At 36.0% G+C, this 22,611-nt stretch carries 17 protein-coding genes; 10 read left to right on the forward strand and 7 right to left on the reverse strand.

The features are described 5' to 3' along the window. Positions 1 to 4 precede the first annotated feature (4 nt). Complete coding sequence (locus N2Z58_04210; GenBank protein MCX7653863.1) at positions 5 to 1,345, reverse strand: cyclic 2,3-diphosphoglycerate synthase; 1,341 nt, start codon at positions 1,343 to 1,345, stop codon at positions 5 to 7. A 387-nt stretch (positions 1,346 to 1,732) separates the two neighbouring features. Between N2Z58_04210 and N2Z58_04215 the strand changes: the two genes are divergently transcribed. The 9 genes from N2Z58_04215 (at position 1,733) to N2Z58_04255 (ending at position 13,079) form a co-directional block, all read left to right on the forward strand. After that, the gene (locus tag N2Z58_04215; protein MCX7653864.1) at positions 1,733 to 2,920 is read left to right on the forward strand and encodes a maltose ABC transporter substrate-binding protein; all 1,188 of its coding nucleotides are present in this window, start codon (positions 1,733 to 1,735) and stop codon (positions 2,918 to 2,920) included. Positions 2,921 to 3,028: 108 nt separating this feature from the next. Beyond that, the gene (locus N2Z58_04220) at positions 3,029 to 4,735 is read left to right on the forward strand and encodes an ABC transporter permease subunit (protein ID MCX7653865.1); all 1,707 of its coding nucleotides are present in this window, start codon (positions 3,029 to 3,031) and stop codon (positions 4,733 to 4,735) included. Continuing rightward, entirely contained in the window at positions 4,735 to 7,149 is a 2,415-nt protein-coding gene (locus N2Z58_04225; protein MCX7653866.1) for an ABC transporter permease subunit, read from the forward strand. Before N2Z58_04220 ends, N2Z58_04225 begins: the two co-directional genes overlap by 1 nt. Positions 7,150 to 7,177: 28 nt before the next feature. After that, on the forward strand, positions 7,178 to 8,338 hold the full coding sequence (locus tag N2Z58_04230) for an alkaline phosphatase family protein (GenBank protein ID MCX7653867.1): 1,161 nt from the start codon (positions 7,178 to 7,180) through the stop codon (positions 8,336 to 8,338). Positions 8,339 to 8,365: 27 nt separating this feature from the next. Further along, complete coding sequence (gene gltX / locus N2Z58_04235; GenBank protein MCX7653868.1) at positions 8,366 to 9,739, forward strand: glutamate--tRNA ligase; 1,374 nt, start codon at positions 8,366 to 8,368, stop codon at positions 9,737 to 9,739. Positions 9,740 to 9,770: 31 nt separating this feature from the next. Next, complete coding sequence (locus N2Z58_04240) at positions 9,771 to 10,898, forward strand: alanyl-tRNA editing protein (protein ID MCX7653869.1); 1,128 nt, start codon at positions 9,771 to 9,773, stop codon at positions 10,896 to 10,898. A gap of 61 nt (positions 10,899 to 10,959) precedes the next feature. Beyond that, positions 10,960 to 12,177 carry a hypothetical protein gene (locus N2Z58_04245; GenBank protein MCX7653870.1) on the forward strand — a complete coding sequence of 406 codons (1,218 nt, stop codon included), beginning with the start codon at positions 10,960 to 10,962 and terminating at the stop codon, positions 12,175 to 12,177. Position 12,178: 1 nt separating this feature from the next. Beyond that, a complete protein-coding gene (locus N2Z58_04250; GenBank protein ID MCX7653871.1) occupies positions 12,179 to 12,694 on the forward strand; it encodes a hypothetical protein in 516 nt (171 codons plus the stop codon). 22 nt (positions 12,695 to 12,716) lie between these two features. Next, on the forward strand, positions 12,717 to 13,079 hold the full coding sequence (locus tag N2Z58_04255; GenBank protein ID MCX7653872.1) for a hypothetical protein: 363 nt from the start codon (positions 12,717 to 12,719) through the stop codon (positions 13,077 to 13,079). A 284-nt stretch (positions 13,080 to 13,363) separates the two neighbouring features. Here the strand turns inward: N2Z58_04255 and N2Z58_04260 are convergent, their stop codons facing one another. Genes N2Z58_04260 through nuoE form a run of 4 tightly spaced genes read right to left on the reverse strand, consistent with a single transcriptional unit; the run spans position 13,364 to position 18,385 of the window. Further along, complete coding sequence (locus N2Z58_04260; protein ID MCX7653873.1) at positions 13,364 to 14,026, reverse strand: redox-sensing transcriptional repressor Rex; 663 nt, start codon at positions 14,024 to 14,026, stop codon at positions 13,364 to 13,366. Then, positions 13,974 to 15,980 carry a [FeFe] hydrogenase, group A gene (locus N2Z58_04265; GenBank protein MCX7653874.1) on the reverse strand — a complete coding sequence of 669 codons (2,007 nt, stop codon included), beginning with the start codon at positions 15,978 to 15,980 and terminating at the stop codon, positions 13,974 to 13,976. Before N2Z58_04265 ends, N2Z58_04260 begins: the two co-directional genes overlap by 53 nt. 34 nt (positions 15,981 to 16,014) lie before the next feature. Continuing rightward, entirely contained in the window at positions 16,015 to 17,910 is a 1,896-nt protein-coding gene (locus tag N2Z58_04270) for an NADH-quinone oxidoreductase subunit NuoF (protein ID MCX7653875.1), read from the reverse strand. A gap of 1 nt (position 17,911) precedes the next feature. Continuing rightward, on the reverse strand, positions 17,912 to 18,385 hold the full coding sequence (gene nuoE / locus N2Z58_04275) for an NADH-quinone oxidoreductase subunit NuoE (protein MCX7653876.1): 474 nt from the start codon (positions 18,383 to 18,385) through the stop codon (positions 17,912 to 17,914). 303 nt (positions 18,386 to 18,688) lie between these two features. On the opposite strand from nuoE, the gene N2Z58_04280 reads away from it, so the two are divergent. After that, on the forward strand, positions 18,689 to 19,705 hold the full coding sequence (locus tag N2Z58_04280; GenBank protein ID MCX7653877.1) for a glycosyltransferase family 2 protein: 1,017 nt from the start codon (positions 18,689 to 18,691) through the stop codon (positions 19,703 to 19,705). A gap of 218 nt (positions 19,706 to 19,923) precedes the next feature. On the opposite strand, the gene wecB is transcribed toward N2Z58_04280, so the two are convergent. Then, positions 19,924 to 20,991, reverse strand: a complete 1,068-nt coding sequence (gene wecB / locus N2Z58_04285; GenBank protein ID MCX7653878.1) for a UDP-N-acetylglucosamine 2-epimerase (non-hydrolyzing) — start codon at positions 20,989 to 20,991, stop codon at positions 19,924 to 19,926. A gap of 60 nt (positions 20,992 to 21,051) precedes the next feature. Then, entirely contained in the window at positions 21,052 to 22,581 is a 1,530-nt protein-coding gene (locus N2Z58_04290) for a YifB family Mg chelatase-like AAA ATPase (GenBank protein ID MCX7653879.1), read from the reverse strand. Positions 22,582 to 22,611 lie beyond the last annotated feature (30 nt).

Raw genomic sequence — 22,611 nt, forward strand, 5'->3', positions numbered from 1 at the left:
CAAGTTATTTTAAAAGTCCTTTCTGTTTTAAAAATTCTGTAAGTACCTGTTCAAGCGTTGGTTCACCTATTTCTTGAAGTTCATATCTAACTCTTACAGCAGGTTTGTTGATGTGCATAACCCTTCTCAAGTCAATAGGAGTGCCGATAATAACAACATCTGCATCTGATTTATTTATCGTTTCTTCTAATTCCTTAATTTGTTTCTCACCATATCCCATTGCTGGAAGTATCACATCAAGATGGTTGTACTTATTGTAAGTATCAATAATTGAACCAACAGCATAAGGTCTTGGATCAATGATTTGTTTAGCACCGAATCTTTTTGCCGCAACGTAACCTGCACCGTACCTCATATCACCGTGCGTTAGGGTTGGACCATCTTCAACAACGAGAACTTTCTTACCTCTAATTATCGCAGGATCGTCAACAAATATCGGAGATGCGGCATCAATAACAATAGCTTTTGGATTCCATCTTGCAATATTCTTTCTTACAGTTTCAATGTCTTCTCTATTTGCTGTCTCTTCTTTGTTAATAACAATCACATCGGCCATAAGTAAGTTTGCCATACCAGGGTAATATGTAATTTCGTGACCTGGTCTATGTGGATCTACAACTACTATCTTAAGATCCGACTTGTAAAATGGAAAATCGTTATTTCCTCCATCCCACAAGATAACATCCGGATTTTCAGCCTCAGCAGATCTTAAAATCGCTTCATAATCTACTCCAGCGTAAATCACACTTTTTCTATCGATGTGTGGTTCATATTCTTCACGTTCTTCGATTGTGCAGTTATGCTTGTCAAGATCTGAGTAATCAGCAAATCTTTGAACTTTCTGTGCTACTAAATCACCATATGGCATTGGGTGTCTTACCGAAATTACTTTCATCCCTTTACTTCTAAGGATGTCGAGAACTCTTCTGGTTGTTTGACTTTTTCCACAACCTGTCCTTACAGCGCAAACGGAAACAACTGGTTTTGTCGATTGAACAGTTGTGGCTTTCGGCCCCATAAGTTTGAAATCAGCCCCACATGCTAAAGCAATAGCGGCTCTTTCCATAACATACTGATGTGGCAAATCACTGTAGGCAAGGATAACTTCATCAACATCGTACTTTTTAATAAGTTCTGGTAAGTTTGCTTCATCTTCTATAGGAATACCATTTGGATAGAGTGAACCAGCAAGTTCTGGAGGATAAACTCGTCCCGCTATATCCGGTATTTGCGTAGCTGTAAACGCTACAACTTCGTAATCTGGGTTGTTTCTGAAAAACGTGTTGAAATTGTGAAAGTCTCTACCTGCAGCACCAAGAATGATAACTCTCCTTCTTTTCTCCATTCTTTCACCTCCAAGTTCTTGTAATTTAAACTTCTTAATCTCAAACAATAACACCTGAATTATACTTTTACTTTCAACTCTAAACTTTGACTTCTATTCCCGAAAAATTATATATTATGCCATTATTCATTTCAATATCAACATCAACCTAAAATCAAAAACATAAACTACAACATTTCCAAATACCGCTCATATGCTTAAGTATGCTCAAGTATGTTTAAGTATGTTTCTCCTATCATTTTTCTTGGAAACTATTCCGGTTTCTTGGAAACTATTCCAAATTTTATTTACATTCGGAAAAATTTGTAGTATAATATGGATGGATTATCGAAAAATTATGAATGAAAACGGCCTATTTCACACTTCTTAAAAGGGGAGGTAGAGTGTATGAGAAAAGTTTTGACAGTAGTTCTTGCTGTATTGTTTGTCTTCTTGGCATTTGCACAAGCTAAGAAGATTACTATTTGGACCTCTGAAGCACAAGTTCCTATCCTTAAGAAACTTGCAGATCAGTACAAAGCAAAGTATGGTGTTCAAGTTGATGTTGTTCAAGTAAATTTCGGAGACATCAAATCCAAGTTTTTGACGGCAGCTCCAGCAGGTGAAGGTCCAGATATAATCGTTGGTGCTCATGACTGGGTTGGAGAACTCGTAGTAAACGGATTACTTGAGCCAATTAACCTTCCAGAAAGAGAAAAATACTTCCCAACACCACTTCAAGGTTTCACATACGGTGGAAAACTCTACGGTGTTCCATACGCATTTGATGGTCCAGCTATAATTTACAACAAGGATTATGTAAAAACACCACCAAAAACTTGGGACGAACTCATTGCCATGGCAAAGAAAATTGAAAAAGACTATGGCGGAGAAGTAAGAGGCTTTATTTACGATTACAAGAATTTCTACTTTAGTTCATTTGCATTCTTTGGTATGGGTGGATATGTTTTCGGAACAGACAAATCTGGAAAATTAAACGTCAAAGACGTCGGACTTGCAAACGCAGGTGCTATTGAAGGTTTGAAGCTTATAAAGAGACTTGTTGACGAAAAAGTACTTACATCTGGCGACAACTACAACACAATGGACGGACTTTTCAAAGACGGTCTTGCAGCTATGATTCTTAATGGTCCTTGGGCAGTACCTGGCTACAAACAAGCTGGTATAAACTTTGATGTTGCTCCAATTCCAACGCTTCCTGGCGGAAAGAATCCAAAACCATTCTTTGGAGCACAAGGTTTTATGGTTAATGCTAAGAGCAAAAATAAACTTTTTGCACTTGACTTCTTGACAAAATTCATCGCAACAAAAGACGTCATGTTCCAAATTTGGCAAGCGGACCCAAGATGTCCATCAAGATCTGACGTTAATGAACTTGTTATGCAAAAGGATCCATTGACAAAGAAATTTGCAGATTTTCTTGGTACATATGGTTTACCAATGCCAAACGTTCCAGAAATGGCAGCAGTTTGGGGAGCTATGGGAGACGCACTTGCAAAAGCACTTGACCAAGGTGTCCCAGCAGAAAAAGCTCTTTCTGATGCTGTTGCACAAATTAAGGCGCAAATCAAGTAATTTAGAGATCAATTGGGGCACGGGGGAACGCCCCCGTGCTTTTTATTAAGTGTACAATTATTATAAAACCAATACTTGGGGTACAAGATTCATAAGGAGGAGGAATTGATGAAATTTTTTAAAATAGTAGGTTGGATTACCTTAATTTTGTTTACAATTTTTGGAATACTTGCTGGAATATTTTTATTCGGAAGAGGTTTTTATGAGTTATCAGTAACTCTTTTCGTATTAATATTCCTTATCGATTTTTTCATAATAAATCCAAATGGGTATCCTTATAGATACATGATACCTGCTCTCATATTGCTGTTCATACTTGTTCTTTATCCAATAACTTTTACAATAAGAACGGCATTTACGAATTACGGAACCGGGCACATAATGACAAGACAAGAAGTTGTTGAGAAACTACTCGTTGACCCAATCTACACTTACACCGTTGATGATGGAACAAAGTTTAAATACAGTGTATACGTAAAATTTGAAGGCACGCAGCCAACAAAAGATTTCAAAATAATTGTTACAGACGGACAAAACATCTATGTTGCAAGAGATTATAAACCACTAAAAACAGAAGCAGGTGAATTGATACTTGGCGAGGCAGAGTTGGTTAAATTGACAGATAGTGGTCTAAAGTACGAAAGACAGCAAGGAAAGATAGAATTGATTAACGATAGCGGAAGAATATTTAAATACTTTTACTCTCCTGAAGACCCGACGACTTTTATAAATGAAGAATATTTTAAATATTCAATTTTATTTCCAATCTTAAGCAAAATTGAATTTGTTGACAATGCTGCGAATAGATATTCAATAAGACAAAACGAAATGGGAAAGCTCCTACTTTACGAAATAAAACACATGTATAAACTTGGTTTGGCTGAAGTCATCGAGAAAGGTAAGAGTGTCGTTAAAACTGTGTTAATAAATACCTCTACAGGTAGACCTTTGATTGAGGAAAATGGTACTATTTATGACATAAATGAAAAGGGTGAAAAAGTTGTAGTAGCTGGCTACATTTCAGGATACGGATTTAAGAACTTCACTCGTATCTTTACAGACCCAACAGTTTCTGGACCATTCGCAAGAATTTTTGTTTGGAATTTTACATGGGCAGCTCTCAGCGTTTTATTTACCTTTGTCATAGGGCTAATTTTGGCACTCGTTTTGAACAACCCAAACCTTAGAGGAAGAGCAATCTATCGCTCACTTTTGATCATTCCATGGGCAATACCTGCTTTCATTTCGGTGCTGGTGTGGAAAAATGGATTCTTCAATGAAACATACGGAATCATAAACAAATTTATTGTCACGAAATTATTCAATGCTGAACCAATAAGATGGTTTAACGACCCGCTTTGGGCAAAAGTAGCAGTACTTACTGTAAACACTTGGCTTGGATTTCCATACATGATGGTTGTTACGCTTGGTGCGCTTCAAAGTATACCTGAAGATTACTACGAAGCGGCGGCGATAGATGGTGCTACCAAGTGGCAAAGATTCTGGAAAATCACATTTCCACTTTTAATGACGACAGTTGCCCCACTGCTTGTAGGAAGTTTTGCGTTTAATTTCAACAATTTTGTTAACATATATCTTCTTACCGGTGGTGGACCTGCAATGCCCAACACTACAACACCAGCTGGTTCTACCGACATACTCATCTCTTACACATACAAGCTTGCATTTGAAGGTGGTCGAGGACAAGACTTTGGATTTGCTTCTGCAATTTCCATTCTTATATTCCTTATTGTCGGAAGCTTGAGTTTCATAAACTTCAAACTATCTGGTTCGTTTGAAGAGGTGAATAGATAATGGTAAAGAAAGAAAGAAAATTGCTTACCCATATAGTACTCATAATCGTATGTATAGTTGTACTTTTTCCAATAGTTTGGGTTGTTTCAACATCGCTCAGAAGGGATAACGCAGCGTTTTCAACAAAATTATTTAGTAGCAGAATGACTTTTCAAAACTACATAGACCTACTAGCACCTGAGAAGAATGGCCCAAGACTTGTTTCAGATATTGACGCACTTGTACTTATGGCACCACCTCATGATAGAAATACTGTAGAAAAGGCTAAGGAATACTTTAAAAAGGATATTGAACTTTTCAAAAAATATATTGCGGAAACTCAGCAACTCAAAAAAAAGATTGATGATAGCATAAATTCTATTGAGAAATACTTTCAAGAAAACTCGGAACAACTCATAAATTCTTTTAATAGTGAAATAGACAAGATAATCAAAGAAATTAAATTTGAAAAACCGAGCAGGTACGTTGAAATAGCAGCATACGACTTAGTAAATCAAGGTAACGATCTAACGCCTATTAAAGATATTGATCCAAACAAAGGACAAGATGAATGGTATTCCATGATAGGAGAAAGAAAGGAAAAAACAGAAGCACTTAAGATGCAAAAGCAGGAGTTAGAAATATCCTTGCAACCACTTGAAAGATCCTACAGAATATATCAATCACAATATTTATCGACTGTGAAGACTATAAATTCTTTCTTATTGCCTCAGCTTAAAGAATATGTACTCGCATTAGAATCAGCTGACAAACTTCTTGATGCTGCCAAGGATTCAAGAGTTTCCGTTGAGATAACTCCTGATGAATCAAGCTTAAAATTAAAATTTAAAGAAACGATAAGTGGTATCGACAATTTGCAAATTAGCATGAATAAGTTTAAAGATCTGGAAGATATAAACAATTCACTTGTAGCATTCCAAACAATTTACAGAAAAATACTTTCGAAATGGGATAATTTTAACTACAAAAATAAAGCACCATTTGTTGATTTTCTAAATACTATAGATGTATTTACCACAAGGATTGCAGGAACAGTAAACGAAACTGTTGCACTTGTTGAAAAGCTTAACAATATAACCAATAATTTAATACAACTACAAAGCCAAATTAATTCTAAAAGAAAATCCTTAACGAGCATAAATGAACAAATAAAAAACTTAGAAGAAGAAATACAGAAAGCTTACTCTGAAATTTACGATGCTACCGTATATGTAAAATCACGTTTAGTCACCGTACAACTTAAAGATGTACAACAAAAAGTTTCAAGGATGAAATTACCAGCACAACTCCAGCTAATGAACTTACAAGCAAGAAAGGTATTTGGTATTGTTGGAGATCTTGCAAATACGTTACCCGAGGGTTCAAAAAAGCAGAAAACCTTGAGAAGCATCATATCAAAAATTGATTGGCCTGGCACAGCTAAGGACATGTTCACAAATTACGAACTATTTGTTCAAAACTACGAACCGTTTGTAAAAGATCTGCAACTTTACTTATCGGATGTAGAAATTCAAGGTCTTAAATTTATGCCTGTAGCAAAAACGGGTATAAAAGTAAGGCCACAATCTCTTGAAAAACTGATTGATACCGTACTGTCCGTTTACAGAACCAGCGTGGTACCGAATATGAATGTAATGTCAAGAAAAGCATCTGAACTTTCCGACAAACTTAACTTAAGAGATATAGCAGGATATTTAAAAGCTATAGACGGTGCTTCTTACAGAATAGACCAAATATGGCAGAGGAAACCAGATCATTATATGTTAAGATGGATACTTAACAGCGTCATCGTAGCACTTACTGTTTCGATTATAATAACTGCAGTTACAGCACTTGCAGCATATCCATTCAGTAGAATGAAATTCAAGGGAAGAAAGTATGGTATAATGTCTTTACTGCTTATCCAAATGTTCCCGGCTATAATGTATATGATAGCAGTCTACACGTTCTTATCATTTGCAGGAAAGTATATACCTGGATTTGGATTAAACAAGGTTTCTGGATTGATATTTGCATACCTTGGTGGAATAGCTTACAACATGTACCTTATAAAAGGTTACTACGACACGATACCAGACTCTCTTGAAGAAGCCGCATTGATAGATGGAGCAACAAGATGGCAGACATTTGTAAAAATCGTTCTTCCGCTTGCTTCACCAATCCTTGCAGTTATAGTTATACTCACATTCATGGGAACATTCAATGAGTTTGTACTTGCAAGAATCATACTGCAAGATGTAAAACAATACACCTACGCTATAGGATTATACACATTTTCAACAGGTCCATTTGAAACACAATGGGGACTATTTACTGCAGCTGCTTTGATCGGTATGATACCAATGGTTACTCTCTTTTTACTGATGCAAAAGTACATAGTTGGCGGCTTAGTAAAGGGTGCCGTGAAAGGATAAACAACCTAAAACTGAAAGGTGATTAGTTATGGAACTTTTGCCTGACTATGAAAGAAGTATTGTAAATCTTATCTCGACATTTCTAAAAAGGTTCGGTTGTCAAGTTTATCATTCCGAATTTCCCCTCGAAGAACACTTCGAGGGTTTTTTCCAAAATATAAATAAAATAGTTATCTTCTTAATAGATGGCATGGGGTACAAGAAATTCATGCAAATTAATAACAAAGTGGGATTTAATAGTGTAATTAAAGTCTCAAGTGTTTTTCCGACAACAACAGTAGCGGCTATTACAAGCTGGTTCACTGCAAAAACACCGAAAGAACATGGATTACTTGGTTATATATTGTACCTTCGTGAAATTGGTTCAATTACAAACATGATAGAACACACTTACCCAGGTTTAGAAGGCGGTATTTTTTCGGGAATAATCAAAAAGAGGTTACATAGATTAGAAAATACTTTTGATCTGCTCAAGGAGAAAGAGCTTTACGGTGGTGTTCTAACACATTCAACTATAGCAAATTCTGGATTGTCTTATCTAATTCACAGAAATTGCCATTTAATGAGCTATCTTTACATGGGTGATTTATTATCAACGCTAAAAAAGAGACTATCAGAGAATTGGAGGGGAATACTTTACGTTTATTGGGGTTACCTTGATGGACTTGGACACAAAAAGGGACCAGATTCAGATGCTTACGAAATAGAATTAGAAAGACTGCTTATAGAACTTAAAAGATTTACACAATTCAACCTTCCAAAAGATGCACTATTTGTTATAACATCAGATCACGGAATGATCCAAATTCCAGGATCGAATAATTACTTTCTAAAACCAACTGATAATTTTAATAGATTACTATCCTCACCACCTGGTGGTGAAATGAGAATGATGTACTTTTACCTTTCAAAAAAGGCCAATATCGAACCACTTAAATCGTACTTTGAAGAAAATTTTCCGTCTACAGTTTATTTCATGAATTCCAAAGATGCGGTTGAACAAGGACTATTCGGCTCTGGACGTTCACATCCAGAATTGTATAATCGTATTGGGGATGTTATAATGTTAGCAAGAGAAAATTATGCATTTACATACCTTTACAGCGGCGGTGAGGAAAGACTCGTTGGAATGCATGGTAGTTTAACTGATGATGAATTGTACGTACCTGCTGTATTCATCAAAAACTAAATGTAGACTTAAAGGGAGGACTACTTGATGTCGGGAGTTAGAGTAAGATTTGCACCGAGTCCAACAGGACATCTTCATGTAGGTGGAGCCAGAACAGCTTTATTTAACTGGCTTTTTGCAAGAAAAAACTGTGGCAAATTCATTCTAAGAATAGAAGATACCGATACGGAACGTTCAACAAGAGAATCTGAACAAATGATAATAGAAGATATGAAATGGCTTGGATTACATTGGGACGAAGGCCCGGACATAGGAGGGGAATATGGACCTTACAGACAAAGTGAGAGACTCGAAATCTACAAAAGATACGCATATGAATTAGTTGATAAAGGTTACGCATATTTTGCAATATACGACAAAACTGATCCAAAAAAGCTTATTGAAGTATCTACCGTAGAACCCAAATCAAGCGATTCTTTCACAATTATCTTCAAAGTTCCAGAATCGAAGACTATATCATTTAATGATATGTTAAAAGGCACAATAGAATTTTCAACTGAACATATGGAAGATTTTATAATCCTCAAATCCAATGGTTATCCAGTCTATAACTACGCTGTCGTAGTAGACGATCATTTTATGGGTATAACTCATGTACTACGCGGGGAAGATCATATATCAAATACACCAAAACAATTACTACTGTACGAAGCATTTGGATGGGAACCACCAAAATTTATGCATATACCATTAATACTTGGTTCAGACAAAACCCCTCTTAGCAAAAGGCACGGCGCAACAGCCGTGGGACATTTCAGAAAAGAAGGATATCTGCCAAAAGCACTCGTCAATTATCTTGCTGTACTTGGTTGGAGTGTTGATGAAGAAATCTTTGATTTTACAAAAAAAATAGAATCGTTTTCGCCAGAAAAAATTTCAAATAAAAATGTGGTCTTCGACTATCAAAAACTTGAATGGGTAAACGGAAAACACATGCGGATGCTAACAACTGAAGAATTAATCGAACAGTTTAATAATTGGAGAAAGTTCACAGACAGTCCGTTTGAAATACCTAAGGAAGTAATTGAAATCAGTAAAGAAAAAGTAAACACACTGAAGCAGTTGTACGAATTTTCACTTCCTTTCGTTGACGAAAATTACGAATACACTGAGGAATACATTGAGAAATTTCTGAAAAAGCCAGAAGCACGAATCATTCTAGAGAAAGCGTTGTCTAAATTCTCAGAATTGACAACTTACACAATTCAAAGTGTTGAAAATGTACTTCGAAATACGGCTGCAGAACTTGAACTGGGTACAAACAAAGTATTTCAAACTATCAGAGGTGCATTGCTTGGAAGATTGGTTACACCTGGACTTTTTGAAAGTATTGTAGTACTTGGTAAACACAAAACAATTAAAAGACTTATTAGAACTCTTGAATATCAAAACACACTATAAGACTCTATCAGAAACAAGGAGATGAGAAGAAATGAAAATTGCAAACCAATATTTAGAAACCAAAATCTTCGTAGAAAACTTTACTTCAAAAGATGGAAAGTATTTTGCTTTTTCAAAAATATCACCATTCTACCCAGATGGAAAAGGTGGTCAATTAGGTGATAGAGGATTAATAGACGGTGCAAATGTCTTGAGTGTTAAAGAAGATAATGGTTGGATAGTACACGAGCTTGATAAGCCTATAGAAGTTGGAGAATATGATACTTTAATTAATCAGGAAAGAAGACTAGACATTGCACAGCAACATACGGGACAACATATCCTTTCAGCAGCTTTTGTCCATGTTGCTGAAATACAAACTGTTAGCTTTCGTATGGGAGATGAATATTCAACCATAGATCTGGATGTTCCATACATTGAACCCCAGGTAATTAAAGAAGTTGAGTATCTTTCAAACAAGATAACACAAACCAATCTTTCAATTCAGGAGATTAACACCAGTGTTGAAGAAGCTAATAAGCAACCACTCAGAAAGAAACTCAGTGAAAAAATAAAGGACACAGTTAGACTTATAAAAATAGGAGATTTTGACACAGCAGCTTGCAGTGGTTTTCACACAGATTTTACTGGCGAAGTGGGAATGATAAAGATCATTGGCTACGAAAAAGTCAAAGGTAACCTAACAAGAATTTATGCAGTGTCTGGTATGAGAGCACTTAAGTACTTTCAAAAATACAATGATGTATTGAAAGAAATTTCAAAAAATTTAACATCTTCCGTTGAAGAACTACCGTTAAGAATAGAAAAACTTCAAAATCAAGCACGCGAACAAGCTCTGACGCTTTCGAAGCTTTCCGAAGAATATGCTAAGTTACTATCAACAAATTTACCCAAAGAAGGTCTAATATACTTAGAAGGCTATTCCGAAATTGGTAACAGCTTATGGAAAATATTAGATTTAGAAAAATCAATACTTGTTTTCTACGATGGAGCTAAATACACCATAGCTTCAAAGAGGTATAATGTAAAAGAGTTCATAAAAGTTCTCACAGAAAGATTTGGTGGAAAAGGTGGTGGAAAAGAAGAGCTTGGAACTTACCAATCACCGAGAAAAATAAATCGCACTGAATTCGACAGCATACTGAAAGATATGGGATAACCTATTATATAATCAGCTTTTTCAAATAATACCTAATTACACGTACACTGGAGGTGCAAAGATGAAAAAGTTACTAACAAGTGTGGTTATATTATTGACGGTTATCTATTCTTTTGCAAATGCACTAAAGTTTTTACCGAAAGATTATTCTACACTTATTTACGTACCGGATTTGCCAAAAGCGTATGATGCGTTCAAAGCCACACCTATCGGACAGACATTACTTGCCGACACAGGTATAGGATTGGAATCTTTGTTTACCGGTATCTTGGAACAACAACTTCTTTCATTGAAGTATACAAAAGACGATTTCGATCTATTTAGCAAAGAATTGCTAGTCACAACAGATAACAACGGAAACATAACTGTAGTGCTTGGTCCTGTCAAAAACACAAATAAAATGAGAAAAATTCTTGAAACATTCTTAGAAGCAGAGACTCTAAAAAAAGTTAAGTTTGTCGAAAATTACTTCATATTCTCTGAGGTGCAGACTGGCGGTGGAAAAGCACCTACCAATTTACAAAACATACTAAAAGGAAATCTTGGAGTTACTTACACAAACATTGTGGATGGAAAAATTGCTTTTGAGGGTTACGGTTACGTGAAAGTGGAAGGTAATGGGCTGTCATTTTATCAAAAAATCGACGCAAAAACGACAGAAGCAAAGAACGCCCTCAAAGATTTGCAAAACAAGAAACCAATAGACATACTTGCTGACAAAAACGTTGGAGGAGATTTCTTAATTTTCGTAAACAGAGAAATACCACAAGCCTTAAGAAAATCCACAATTGATTCAATAATGTCTTTTTTAAATATAGCAAACGTTCAGGTGTCTGGAGTAATGTATGCTTGTGCCGATGTTGCAAGTGTATTTTCGCAGATGATGAATACAGGAAACCAGAACAGTCAACAGCAGACTCCAAGTATTTCTGCTTATTCGGTAGTTTTTGGATCAGGCTTTAAAATGCCAGACGAAGTGAAAAAATACGTAAATATCGGCTCAGATAGATACGGAGTTTTGACAGCCGAGGATAACTTAGAAACATACATACTTATAAAGAATGACAGAATGATTACATACTCAACATCACCAAACAAATACAAACCTGGAGACAAAACATTTTTCACTGCAAACTATGATCCAAAATACTTTGCTGGAGTTTTGATAAACTTAGAGCCATTAATAAACAATATGCTCGGGAAGAAAGTCAAATCTTCAGCAATATTTGTAATTTATGTTGAGGGTGAATCAATAATACAGAAAGGAACGATAAAATAACATGCCTACAGATAATCGAAAATTAAATGCTATTGGTTGTATTATACTTCTTGTGATTGTTTTCTTGTTTTTTCTGGGTTTCTTAAGTCCAGCACTTGGGACCTTTAGCATCGTCCCGGTGCTTTTTGTATTAATTCAAATATTATTTTTTTACGGAATTCTAAGAACAATATTTAAAATAATAAGACAAACAAAAGAAACCAAAAATCTATCTGACAAACAACATAAAACTAGTCTTCCGAATGTGAACGAACAGAACCAACAGGAAAATCACGAGATCGATTCTGAGCAAACAAACTTAGAACAATCCGAACCATTGTCAATAGACGTCCAAAAAGCTTTTCTACTACTTGGATTATCACCAAACGTTAGCTATACAAAAGTAAGTGAAAGATACTACGAACTAACTAAAAAAATAAATTCAAAGAAAATGGATGAAGCACAAAGGCAAAAGAGACTTGAAGAAATCAATAAAGCTTATGAAGTACTAACTGACTACTATTCTAAAATGTCGTAAACTCATACAAAGGGGGAAAAGCATGATTCTTGTACTATTTATGGTTTTAAGAATCGTTGCAATAATACTACTAATATACACATTTGCTTTGATATTCAGATTTTTCACATCACCAGAATCTCCTACTGAGGTAGGAAGACCCAGGCAAATTCACAAACAAAAGGTACCAAACATTGAAGACGAAACACTTCGAAAGGCTTTTAAAGTTTTTGGGTTAACCCTAGACAGTGATTATTCAACAGCCTCATACAGGTATTACCAAATTCGAAGAAACGTACAAAATTCACCTTTACCAGAACAAATTAAAGAAGCTCGACTGAAAGAACTGGACATGTTGTTTGATGTATTGACCGAGGAGTATTACAGAAAGTTAGGAAAGATTTGAATCGATTGATAATGTTTTAAATTTCTATCTAAGAAAACTAAAAATTAGGAAATCAAACAGCGTGATTCATGTAAATGGTTTATGTTTTCATCCTCGCAGGCTTTTACTTTCCAGCGGTTCTTAATTAAGCCTCTTTGCTTCAAAATTACGCGAATTTAAGATTATATATAATAAAAAAATCCCCCGGTAAAACCGGGGTGGGAAGGTGTGGTGGCCGTTGTGAGGTCGCATCCTCACTATATTTTGTAATTTGTTAATCAGTTGATAACAATTCCCTGTTAAGATTATCTTTCAATATTTGCTCTCTCAGCTAACATATGCTTTATACCAAGCAAGCCTCTTGTTATATCTTCATTTTGAATAATGATCTCGTCTGGTAAGTTAAGTATTTTTGTTGAAAAATTCCATATCGCTTTTATTCCGTATCCAACAAGCAAGTCTGCAACTTCTTGAGCTGCTTTCTCTGGAACACATATAGCAGCGATTTTTACTTTAAATCTACGTATAACTCTTGGCAAATCTTTGAGTGGGAGTATCATAAATTCTCCAACCATTTGTCCAATTTTTTCTGGATCGTTATCGAATAAGGCAACTACCTGAGCACCTATGTCTTTAAAACCTTTGTAGTTTGCTAATGCTTTACCCAAATGACCTACTCCAACTATGATTATGTTTTCCCTTTCTTTTGTTCCGAAAAGTTCGTCTAATTCACCAAGTAGTTCTGGTATATAGTATCCTACTTTTGGTTTACCATTTGTTTCAAGGAACGAAAAATCTTTTCTAACTTGCTCGGGTGTAATTCTCAAAGCCTCTGCGATTTCCTCCGAGAGTATGTATTCACGTTTTCTTTCCAACATTATTTGGGTTAGTAATGCATGGTAAAGTTTCAACCTTTCAAATGTTGCTTTTGGAAACTTCAGTATCCCCTTTCTTTCTTCCAATTTCATTCAAAGCCACCTCTTTTATTTTTTCAACTGTTGCTTCGTCAACTATTATATCATTAACAACGACATTTGGTGCTTTACCACAATTCTCTACACAAAATGTTCCTTTTATTTCCAAATTCTTTGCCCAATCTTCTTTGTTAGATAAAAAGATAAGTTCCTCAAGTATTTCATACGACCCCTTTGAATAACATGAAGTTCCCAGACAAACACTAACTTTTATCTTATCTTCAACATCCTCAGGAAGAGGAAGAATATCTATTTCCTTTTCTCCTATCCTTCTTCTGTGTTTGTATTCAGTGTGTATTATTTCGTGTGTTTTGTGGCTTAGTGGTGCATCAAAATACTTTGTGTAAAGTTCTCTCATGTGGAAGTTTTCAGTTGGTGAGATAAGTACATCAACACTTTGTGTTTCTTTTAGTATTTTTGCTCTCCTTGTACGTGTTCTTACATCGTTTGGATATGGTTGCCCACCTCCACCAATACATCCGAAGTTACATGCCATAACTTCGACAATATCAGCTTGTAACTTTCCTTCTTTTATTTCAGAAATAACCTTTCTAACATTACCAAGTCCAAATACTGCTAAGCCTCTAACACGCTTACCATTCTCAAGTTCGATTTCTGTTGAAGTGACTCCCTGATGAATTTCTTCAAATTTTATATTCTTGACGTTTACTTTGTCTTCAATTACTTTAACAACACTACCAAGTACTCCTCCAGATTTTCCAAAGCTCAAACCTGATTGTGAAGAAAGTCCGAACGGTCTATCAAATGGCATTGGTTCAACCATTTTTATGTTCATACCTGTAGATTTAAACAATTTAACGAGTTCCCTTGTAGTAAGAACTATATCAACATCACCTACAAATTCTTCCCTTTCAGCCTCAAATTTTTTTGCTGTACACGGCATTATCGATACAAGTACAATATCCGTCGGATCTATTCCTATTTCTTTCGAATAATATCTTTTAATTATCGCACCAAGTGCCATCTGAGGTGATTTCACACTTGAAAGGTTTGACAAGTATTCAGGATAATATTGCTCGGCAAATTTAACCCAACCTGGACAACAAGATGTAAATTGCGGTAGTTTCTCCCCTTTCTCAAGCCTTTCCATAAACTCATGAGCTTCTTCGTAAGCTACAAGATCTGCAGCGAAAGCAACATCGAATACCTTTTTGAATCCTATCATTTTCATTACCGAGACCATTCTACCTGCCATCGCTATATCATCTTCGAGTCCAAACTCTTCTTGCAGCGATGCTCTTACAGCCGGCGCTATCATACCTATAACATATTTTCCTTCCTCAATTGCCTTGTAAACCTTATCTATATCATTTCTGATTGAAAGCGCTCCCGTTGGACAATATGCTACACATTGACCACAAAAGACACATTCAGTATTTTCAAGCTTTTCCTCAAATGATGGAACAACTTGTGCTTCAAAACCTCTGTAAGCAAAATCTATTGCTGCTATTGTTTGTAATTCATCACATGCCCTGACACAATCCCCACAAAGTATACATTTTGAATTATCTCTTACAATTATTGATTTTTCATCTGTTATGGTCTTTTTTGAAATCTTTTCAAACTTGTTTGAATTTAGTCCAAAATCTTGAGCGTACTTTTGTAACTTGCACTTGCCATTCATCTCACATGTAGTACAATCACCATCATGTGATGCAAGTAATAATTGAAGTATACCCTTTCTCATTTCATATATCTTTGGTGTATGAGTTCTTATCTGCATACCCTCTCTTGGAGCAAGTGTACACGAAGTCACAATATCTTTTCCATCTACTTCAACAAGACACATCCGGCAAGCACCGTAAACAGATGTTTCAGACAAATAACACAGATTTGGTATCTCAATTCCAACTTCTCTTAAGGCTTCAAGCATATTTTTTGCATCGTTCCTTATTTCAATTTCTCTTCCATTAACCACTACTTTCATTATCTATCACCCTCCCAAAAAAGTTACAAATGGATTAGCTAATAAGTTCGATAGCGCCAAATTTACACTTTGTCACACATAAACCGCATTTTATACACTTTTCCTGGTCAATTACATAAGGTTTACCTCTTTCTCCACTTATAGCGCCGTTTGGACAGCTTCTTGCACACAAACTGCAGCTCTTACATTTTTCTGGAATAATTACGTACTTTTGGAAGGCTGTACACATACCGCTTGGACATCTACCTTCAATATGATCAATGTACTCCTGTCTAAAGTATTTCAGTGTACTGATTATCGGGTTCGGAGCTGTTTTTCCAAGTCCACATAAAGAAGCTGTTTTAACAATTTCTGACACATATTCAAGTGTATCAAGATCTTCGTATGTCGCCTTACCTTGAGTGAATTTTTCAAGGATATTGTAAGCCTGAGTTGTTCCCTCTCTACATGGCACACATTTACCGCACGATTCACGCTTTGTGAAATCTAAGAAAAATCTTGCGACTTCAACCATACATCTGTCTTCGGTTATTGCAACGATTCCACCAGATCCGACCATTGCTCCAACGGATTTTAGCGTGTCATAATCGAGTGGTAAATCGAAAAGTTCTTCAGGCAAACACGCACCAGATGGACCTCCAATTTGTATTGCTTTTATCTTTTGTCCATTTGATGTTCCTCCACATATATTATCAAGAATATATCTAAGCGTTGTACCAAACTGGATTTCAATAATACCCGTAAGTTTAAGAGGACCTGTTACAGAGAACATCTTAGTACCTGGTGAACCTTGAACACCATATTTTCTGTACTTATCAACACCGTCTCTTAATATTTTTGGTACATTGGCATATGATTCGACATTGTTAATAAGTGTTGGTTTGCCCCATAATCCTGCCTGGGCAGGGAACGGTGGTCTTGGTCTTGGAACTCCTCTTTTTCCTTCAATAGAGGCGAGCAAAGCAGTTTCTTCTCCACAAACAAACGCTCCGGCACCTTCTTTTACATACAACTCAAAAGAAAATCCTGTACCCAGTATATTTTCACCAAGTAGCCCGTATTCTTTTGCATCTTCAATTGCTTTATTAAACATCTCAACGGCAATTGGATACTCTGCCCTTATATATGCATATCCTTTCTGAGCACCTATAGCATAAGCAGCTATTATCATACCCTCAAGCACGGAATGTGGATCTCTTTCAAGTAAGGTTCTGTTCATAAATGCTCCTGGGTCACCTTCATCAGCGTTGCATACAACATACTTTATATCACCATTGCTATTGTAAGCAGCTTCCCACTTAAGACCTGTGGGGAATCCTCCACCACCACGTCCTCTCAATCCTGATGCCTTAATTTGTTCTATTATCCCTCTTCTATCCATAGAAAGTGCCTTCGCAAGTGCTGCATATCCACCACGTGCCATGTAGTCTTCTATACTCTCGCATTCACTTGTGCCAATAGCTTCCATAATGTAGAACGTTTGATTTTTGAAAAACGTTGCATCTTCAAGACGTACAACTTTTTTATCAGAAATAGGATCGATAAGGAGCAACCTTTCAATCACTTCACCTTTGATCAAAGTTTTTTCAACTATCTCTTCAACATCATTGACAGTCACATGACTGTATGTAATCCCAGATGGCATAATCTTTACAAGAGGACCAAGTGAGCAAAGTCCACAACAACCTGTTCTTTTTACTGGTTCCTCATTCTCGTCAATCCTTTCGATCTGTACATCAAGCCCTTTTGCCTTCACAACTTCGACAAACTTTGCATAAACCTTTCTTGAACCACTTGCAGTACAACCTGTACCAACACAAACATAAACCGATAACTTCTGAAGTTTTTTCTCCCTCTGTTCTCTTAACTTTTCTATATGTTTAAGCAACTCACTTGCACTATTGAACTTTTTCTCAACAGCTACAGCCATATTACTCAGCCTTCCTTTCTTTGAGATTTCTCAAGATTTCCTTAACTTTTTGCGCATCGAGATGACCATAAACTTCACCATTGATAACCATCGCAGGTGCAAGAGCACATGCGCCAAGACAACCAACTTTATCGAGGCTGAACTTCAGGTCTTGAGTAACCTCTCCAGGTTTAACACCAACTTCCTCTTCAATAGCTTTTATTAAATTCATTGAACCTTCCATGTGGCATGCCGTTCCATCGCAAACCAAGATTGTATACTCTCCCTTAGGTTTTAGCGAGAACTGTGCATAAAATGTTGCAACACCGTATATTTTCGCAGGAGGTATACCAAGAGCAACACCTATGTAATTAACGACTTCTCTTGGTATGTGTCTGTACTCTTTTTGAACTTCAAGAAGAATTTTGATAAGCATCTCCTTTTTGTAGCCATATTTTTCCAAAATCTTTTCTACTTTATCAAACGTTCTCGTCACGTCAACCACACCTCCAACCCATCTACAAACATTGTACTAGTACCTTCTATCTTTTCGTGAAAATAATAACGTTATATTTTTCACGAATATGATAAACCTGTTTTTGCTTTCAGTCAAGAGTATTTTTAGAATTTTTTCACAAAATTTACTTAGGCACAATGAATTATATTTGTTGGTTTTTAAGATGAGTTTTTCAAAGAGAAGTAGGTTTACACGTTGAGAATGTGAGATAAAATTGTTTTAGTGTAAGTGGCAATTTGTTGCAAAATTCGGACTAAGCTTACTTAGAAGGAGTGGTAACTTTTGGAAACAAGATCTAAGAAGGTATCTGTTGTTATACCAGTAAGGAATGAAGAACATACGATCGGTAAATGTATAGAAAGTCTACTGAGTAATACGTACGAGAATTTTGAAATTGTCATAGTTGACGGGATGAGTGTTGATAAAACGGTTGACGTTGTGCAAGGTTATGTAGGAAAATACGGTGATAAAATCAGGATAGTTGAAAATCCACGGATGCACACGCCTTCTGGTTTGAACATTGGCATTCAAAAATCCACAGGAGATTATGTAATGATTGCAAGTGGACATGCTCGATATTCGGAAAATTATATTTCAGAGTGTGTTGATGCAATACAAAAAGGTGAATGTGACGTTGCGGGAGGTGTTATGGAAGTAACTCCAAGATACAATTCTCCTAAAGCAGTTGCCATAAGCGAGGTTTTAAAGAATCCTTTTGGAATAGGCGGGGCCAAGTACAGAATAGGTGCACCGACCAAGATTTATGTTGATACAGTAGCATACGGAATATATAAACGCGAAATTTTTGAAAATGTCGGTCTTTTCAATGAAAAGCTTATAAGAAATCAGGATATCGAATTTAACTTGAGATTGAAAAGAGCAGGATACAAAATAATGCTTATTCCTCAAGCACGCTCATATTATTTTGCAAGAGATACCTATGGCAAGCTTTGGAAAAATAATTTTTCAAATGGATTCTGGGTAACTTACAGTTCAAGGTTTGTTAAAAAAGCTTACAAAATAAGACATTTAATACCTTTGTTTTTCGTTATTTATTTGTTCTTATCTATGATGAGCTTGTCATTCATATCCCTACCAAGCGTTTTTTCTATTTTGATACTTGTTCCACTTGTTTTGTATTTTGCCCTTATAATTTATTCTTCGTTTAAAATTTCTTTGAAGCACCATAATTTGTTGGTTTTTACCTACGCTGTACTGGCTTTCTTGACCCTCCATATTTCCTATGGAACAGGTTCGTTCTTAGGCTTTTTAAGATCTGTAGTGATCAAAAGTTCATAAATTGGCAAGAAAGTCAGGTAGAGGTGGGAAAAAACTTTCTTGCTTCTTGCTTAAATGTAAGGAAAATCTCAAAAAAAGTTGTTGAATTTTCATACAAGACTATCCAGTCTAAGCTTTTAATAAACCAAATTTTGATTCACTTAAGTGAATCAATCAAACACGGTGTTGCTTACAACAACGAACCTTTTCTACTTTAACCAAAACTTCTTAATTCAAAATCAATAAATTGCGTTCAAAATCCTCTCAGATGCCTTTCCATCTCCAAATGGATTCATTTTATCACCTGGTACAAATTCAAGAGCTCTGTTAAGGCTAATGTAGACATGCTCTACATTTGTTCCTGCTAACACTCCGAAACCACTTTCTATAACCTCGGGTCTTTCTGTTGTTTCTCTGCATACAACTATGAACTTTTTGAAAGTAGGAGCCTCTTCCTGTAATCCACCACTATCACTTGCTACAAACAGGCAGTCTTTAAGTAATGCTGTCATTTCTAAATAATTTATCGGCTCAATAAGATGAGCATATCTACATCCATCAAGCTCATTATAAACAATTTCACGAACCTTTGGATTTTTGTGAACAGGAAAGATAAACTCTATTTTTCTTTCTTCTGAAAATTTTCTTATTGCCCTTAATATGTTTCTCATGCGTTCACCTATGTTTTCTCTTCTGTGCAATGTTACAACAAAATAATTTGTATGCTCAATAAATTTTCTTCTTACACTATCTAAGTCGAATTTCTCAATAACATACATCTGGGCATCTACAACAGTGTTACCTGTCACTATTATACGTTTGATGGAAAAGTTTTCTTTGAGAAGTGTGTTCATCGCATGTTGGGTTGGTGCAAAAAGTTTTTCGGAAACTTGGTCAATTACTCTCCTGTTCATTTCTTCTGGAAAAGGATCATACAGATTGCCACTTCTCAAACCAGCCTCTATATGACCAACTTTTATTCTTCTGTTGAAAGCAGCAATCGATGCTGCCATAGCTGTCGTCGTATCACCTTGAACAAATATCCAATCGTAATTTTTTTCTTTCAATAGCTTCTCAAATTCGGCTATTACCTTGTATGCAATTTCGTTGAGTGTTTGGTTTTGAGTCATTATGCTCATGTCATAATCTGAATCAATACCAAAGATATCCTTCATCATATCAACCATTTCTCTGTGTTGACCAGTACATATAAAATCCGCATCAATTCCCATTTCTCTCGCTTTTAGATAAACTGGGGCAACCTTTATAATTTCAGGTCTTGTACCAAATATGATGCCTATTCTCATTTGAATCCTCCATCCCTAACAAGTGTGCAAAATGTAAAAGTTTTTGAATGGTTTACTAAATTATGAATGGAAAGACAAAAAGTCAGGATCGATAGTTGTAAACCTGTATTGGATAGCCTCACTAACGCATTTTGAATCAACAATTTCTAAGTCATTTAGATCGGCAACTGTCTTACTAACTTTTAGTATTTTATCAATCGCCCGCGCTGAGAGTTTAAACTTTTTTGCGTATATTTTGAGCATATTTTCTGCCTCTTCTGTTAGTCTTATATATTTCTCAATCATTTTATGATTTAATTTAGCATTTAGTTTAATTTTTTCATCCTTATATCTTTGAGCCTGTTTATGTCTTGCGCTTATAACTCTTTCTCTTATTTTCTCGCTACTTTCTCCCCCATGTTTACTACGCAATTCTTCGTAAGTTACTCTCGGTATCTGTATTTGAATATCTATCCTGTCAAGTATAGGCCCTGAGATGTTTTTCCAATACCTTTTAATCTCATATGAAGAACATTTGCATGCTATTTCTTTGTCACCGTAATATCCGCAAGGACATGGATTCATGGCAGCTATTAATTGGAAGTTTGCAGGGAATGTATGTGTACCTTTCGATCGCGATACAGTAACTACACCATCTTCGAGAGGCTCTCTGAGTGCTTCTAAAACATCCCTCCTAAACTCTGGAAGCTCATCGAGGAAAAGTACGCCGTTGTGTGAAAGGGTTACTTCACCTGGTTTAACATTTGTTCCACCACCAATTATTGCTACTGTACTTGAAGTATGATGCGGACTTCTGAATGGTCTTTGAGTTACAAGTGACGAATTAAGCATACCAACAGCACTGTATATCCTTGATGTCTCAATTATCTCTGTTTCGTCCATTGGTGGAAGAATTGTAGGAAATCGACGGGCAAACATGGTTTTGCCAGTACCTGGTGGCCCAACCATTAAAAGATTGTGTCCACCTGCAGCTGCTATTTCGAGTGCTCGCTTTGGAAGAACATGCCCTTTTATATCAGAAAAGTCCTCATCGTATGCGCAAGTGTTTCTTAGTTCAATTTTCCCTTGAGTTTGATAATACGAACTTTGTCCGTCTTTAAGAGTAGCGATTGCTTGCTGAAGATTTGAAAAACACAAAAACTTGCATTTTGTAGCGGCAGCTTCAAGAAAGTTCTCTTGCGGAATTATAAAAGTTCTGTCGCTGTTTTGAAATTCCAGTAAAATTGGCAAGACACCGCGTACCTTTCTTATTGTACCATCAAGTCCAAGTTCACCAATTACTATGCTATCGAAAGATTTAATAATCTTTGCAGCACCAAGAATACCGAGGGCTATTGCAAGATCTAAGAATGTGCCTTCCTTTTTGATATCACTCGGAGCCAAATTTACTGTTATCAATCCACTGGGTAATACATTTCCTGAGTTTTTGAAAGCACTGAGAATTCTTTGTTTACTCTCTTTTACAGCCGTGTCAGGAAGTCCAACGATATTTATATCTCTCTTAACAGATCTTGTATTAATGTCGACTTCCACAGTCACAAGGACTGGAGTGATTCCAACCAGTACAGTTGATTGTGTACTGAAAAACATAACAAACCTATCCCCCTTGATTTGAAAAAA

The sequence above is a fragment of the Fervidobacterium sp. genome, assembly GCA_026419195.1.
Taxonomy (GTDB): Bacteria; Thermotogota; Thermotogae; order Thermotogales; family Fervidobacteriaceae; genus Fervidobacterium.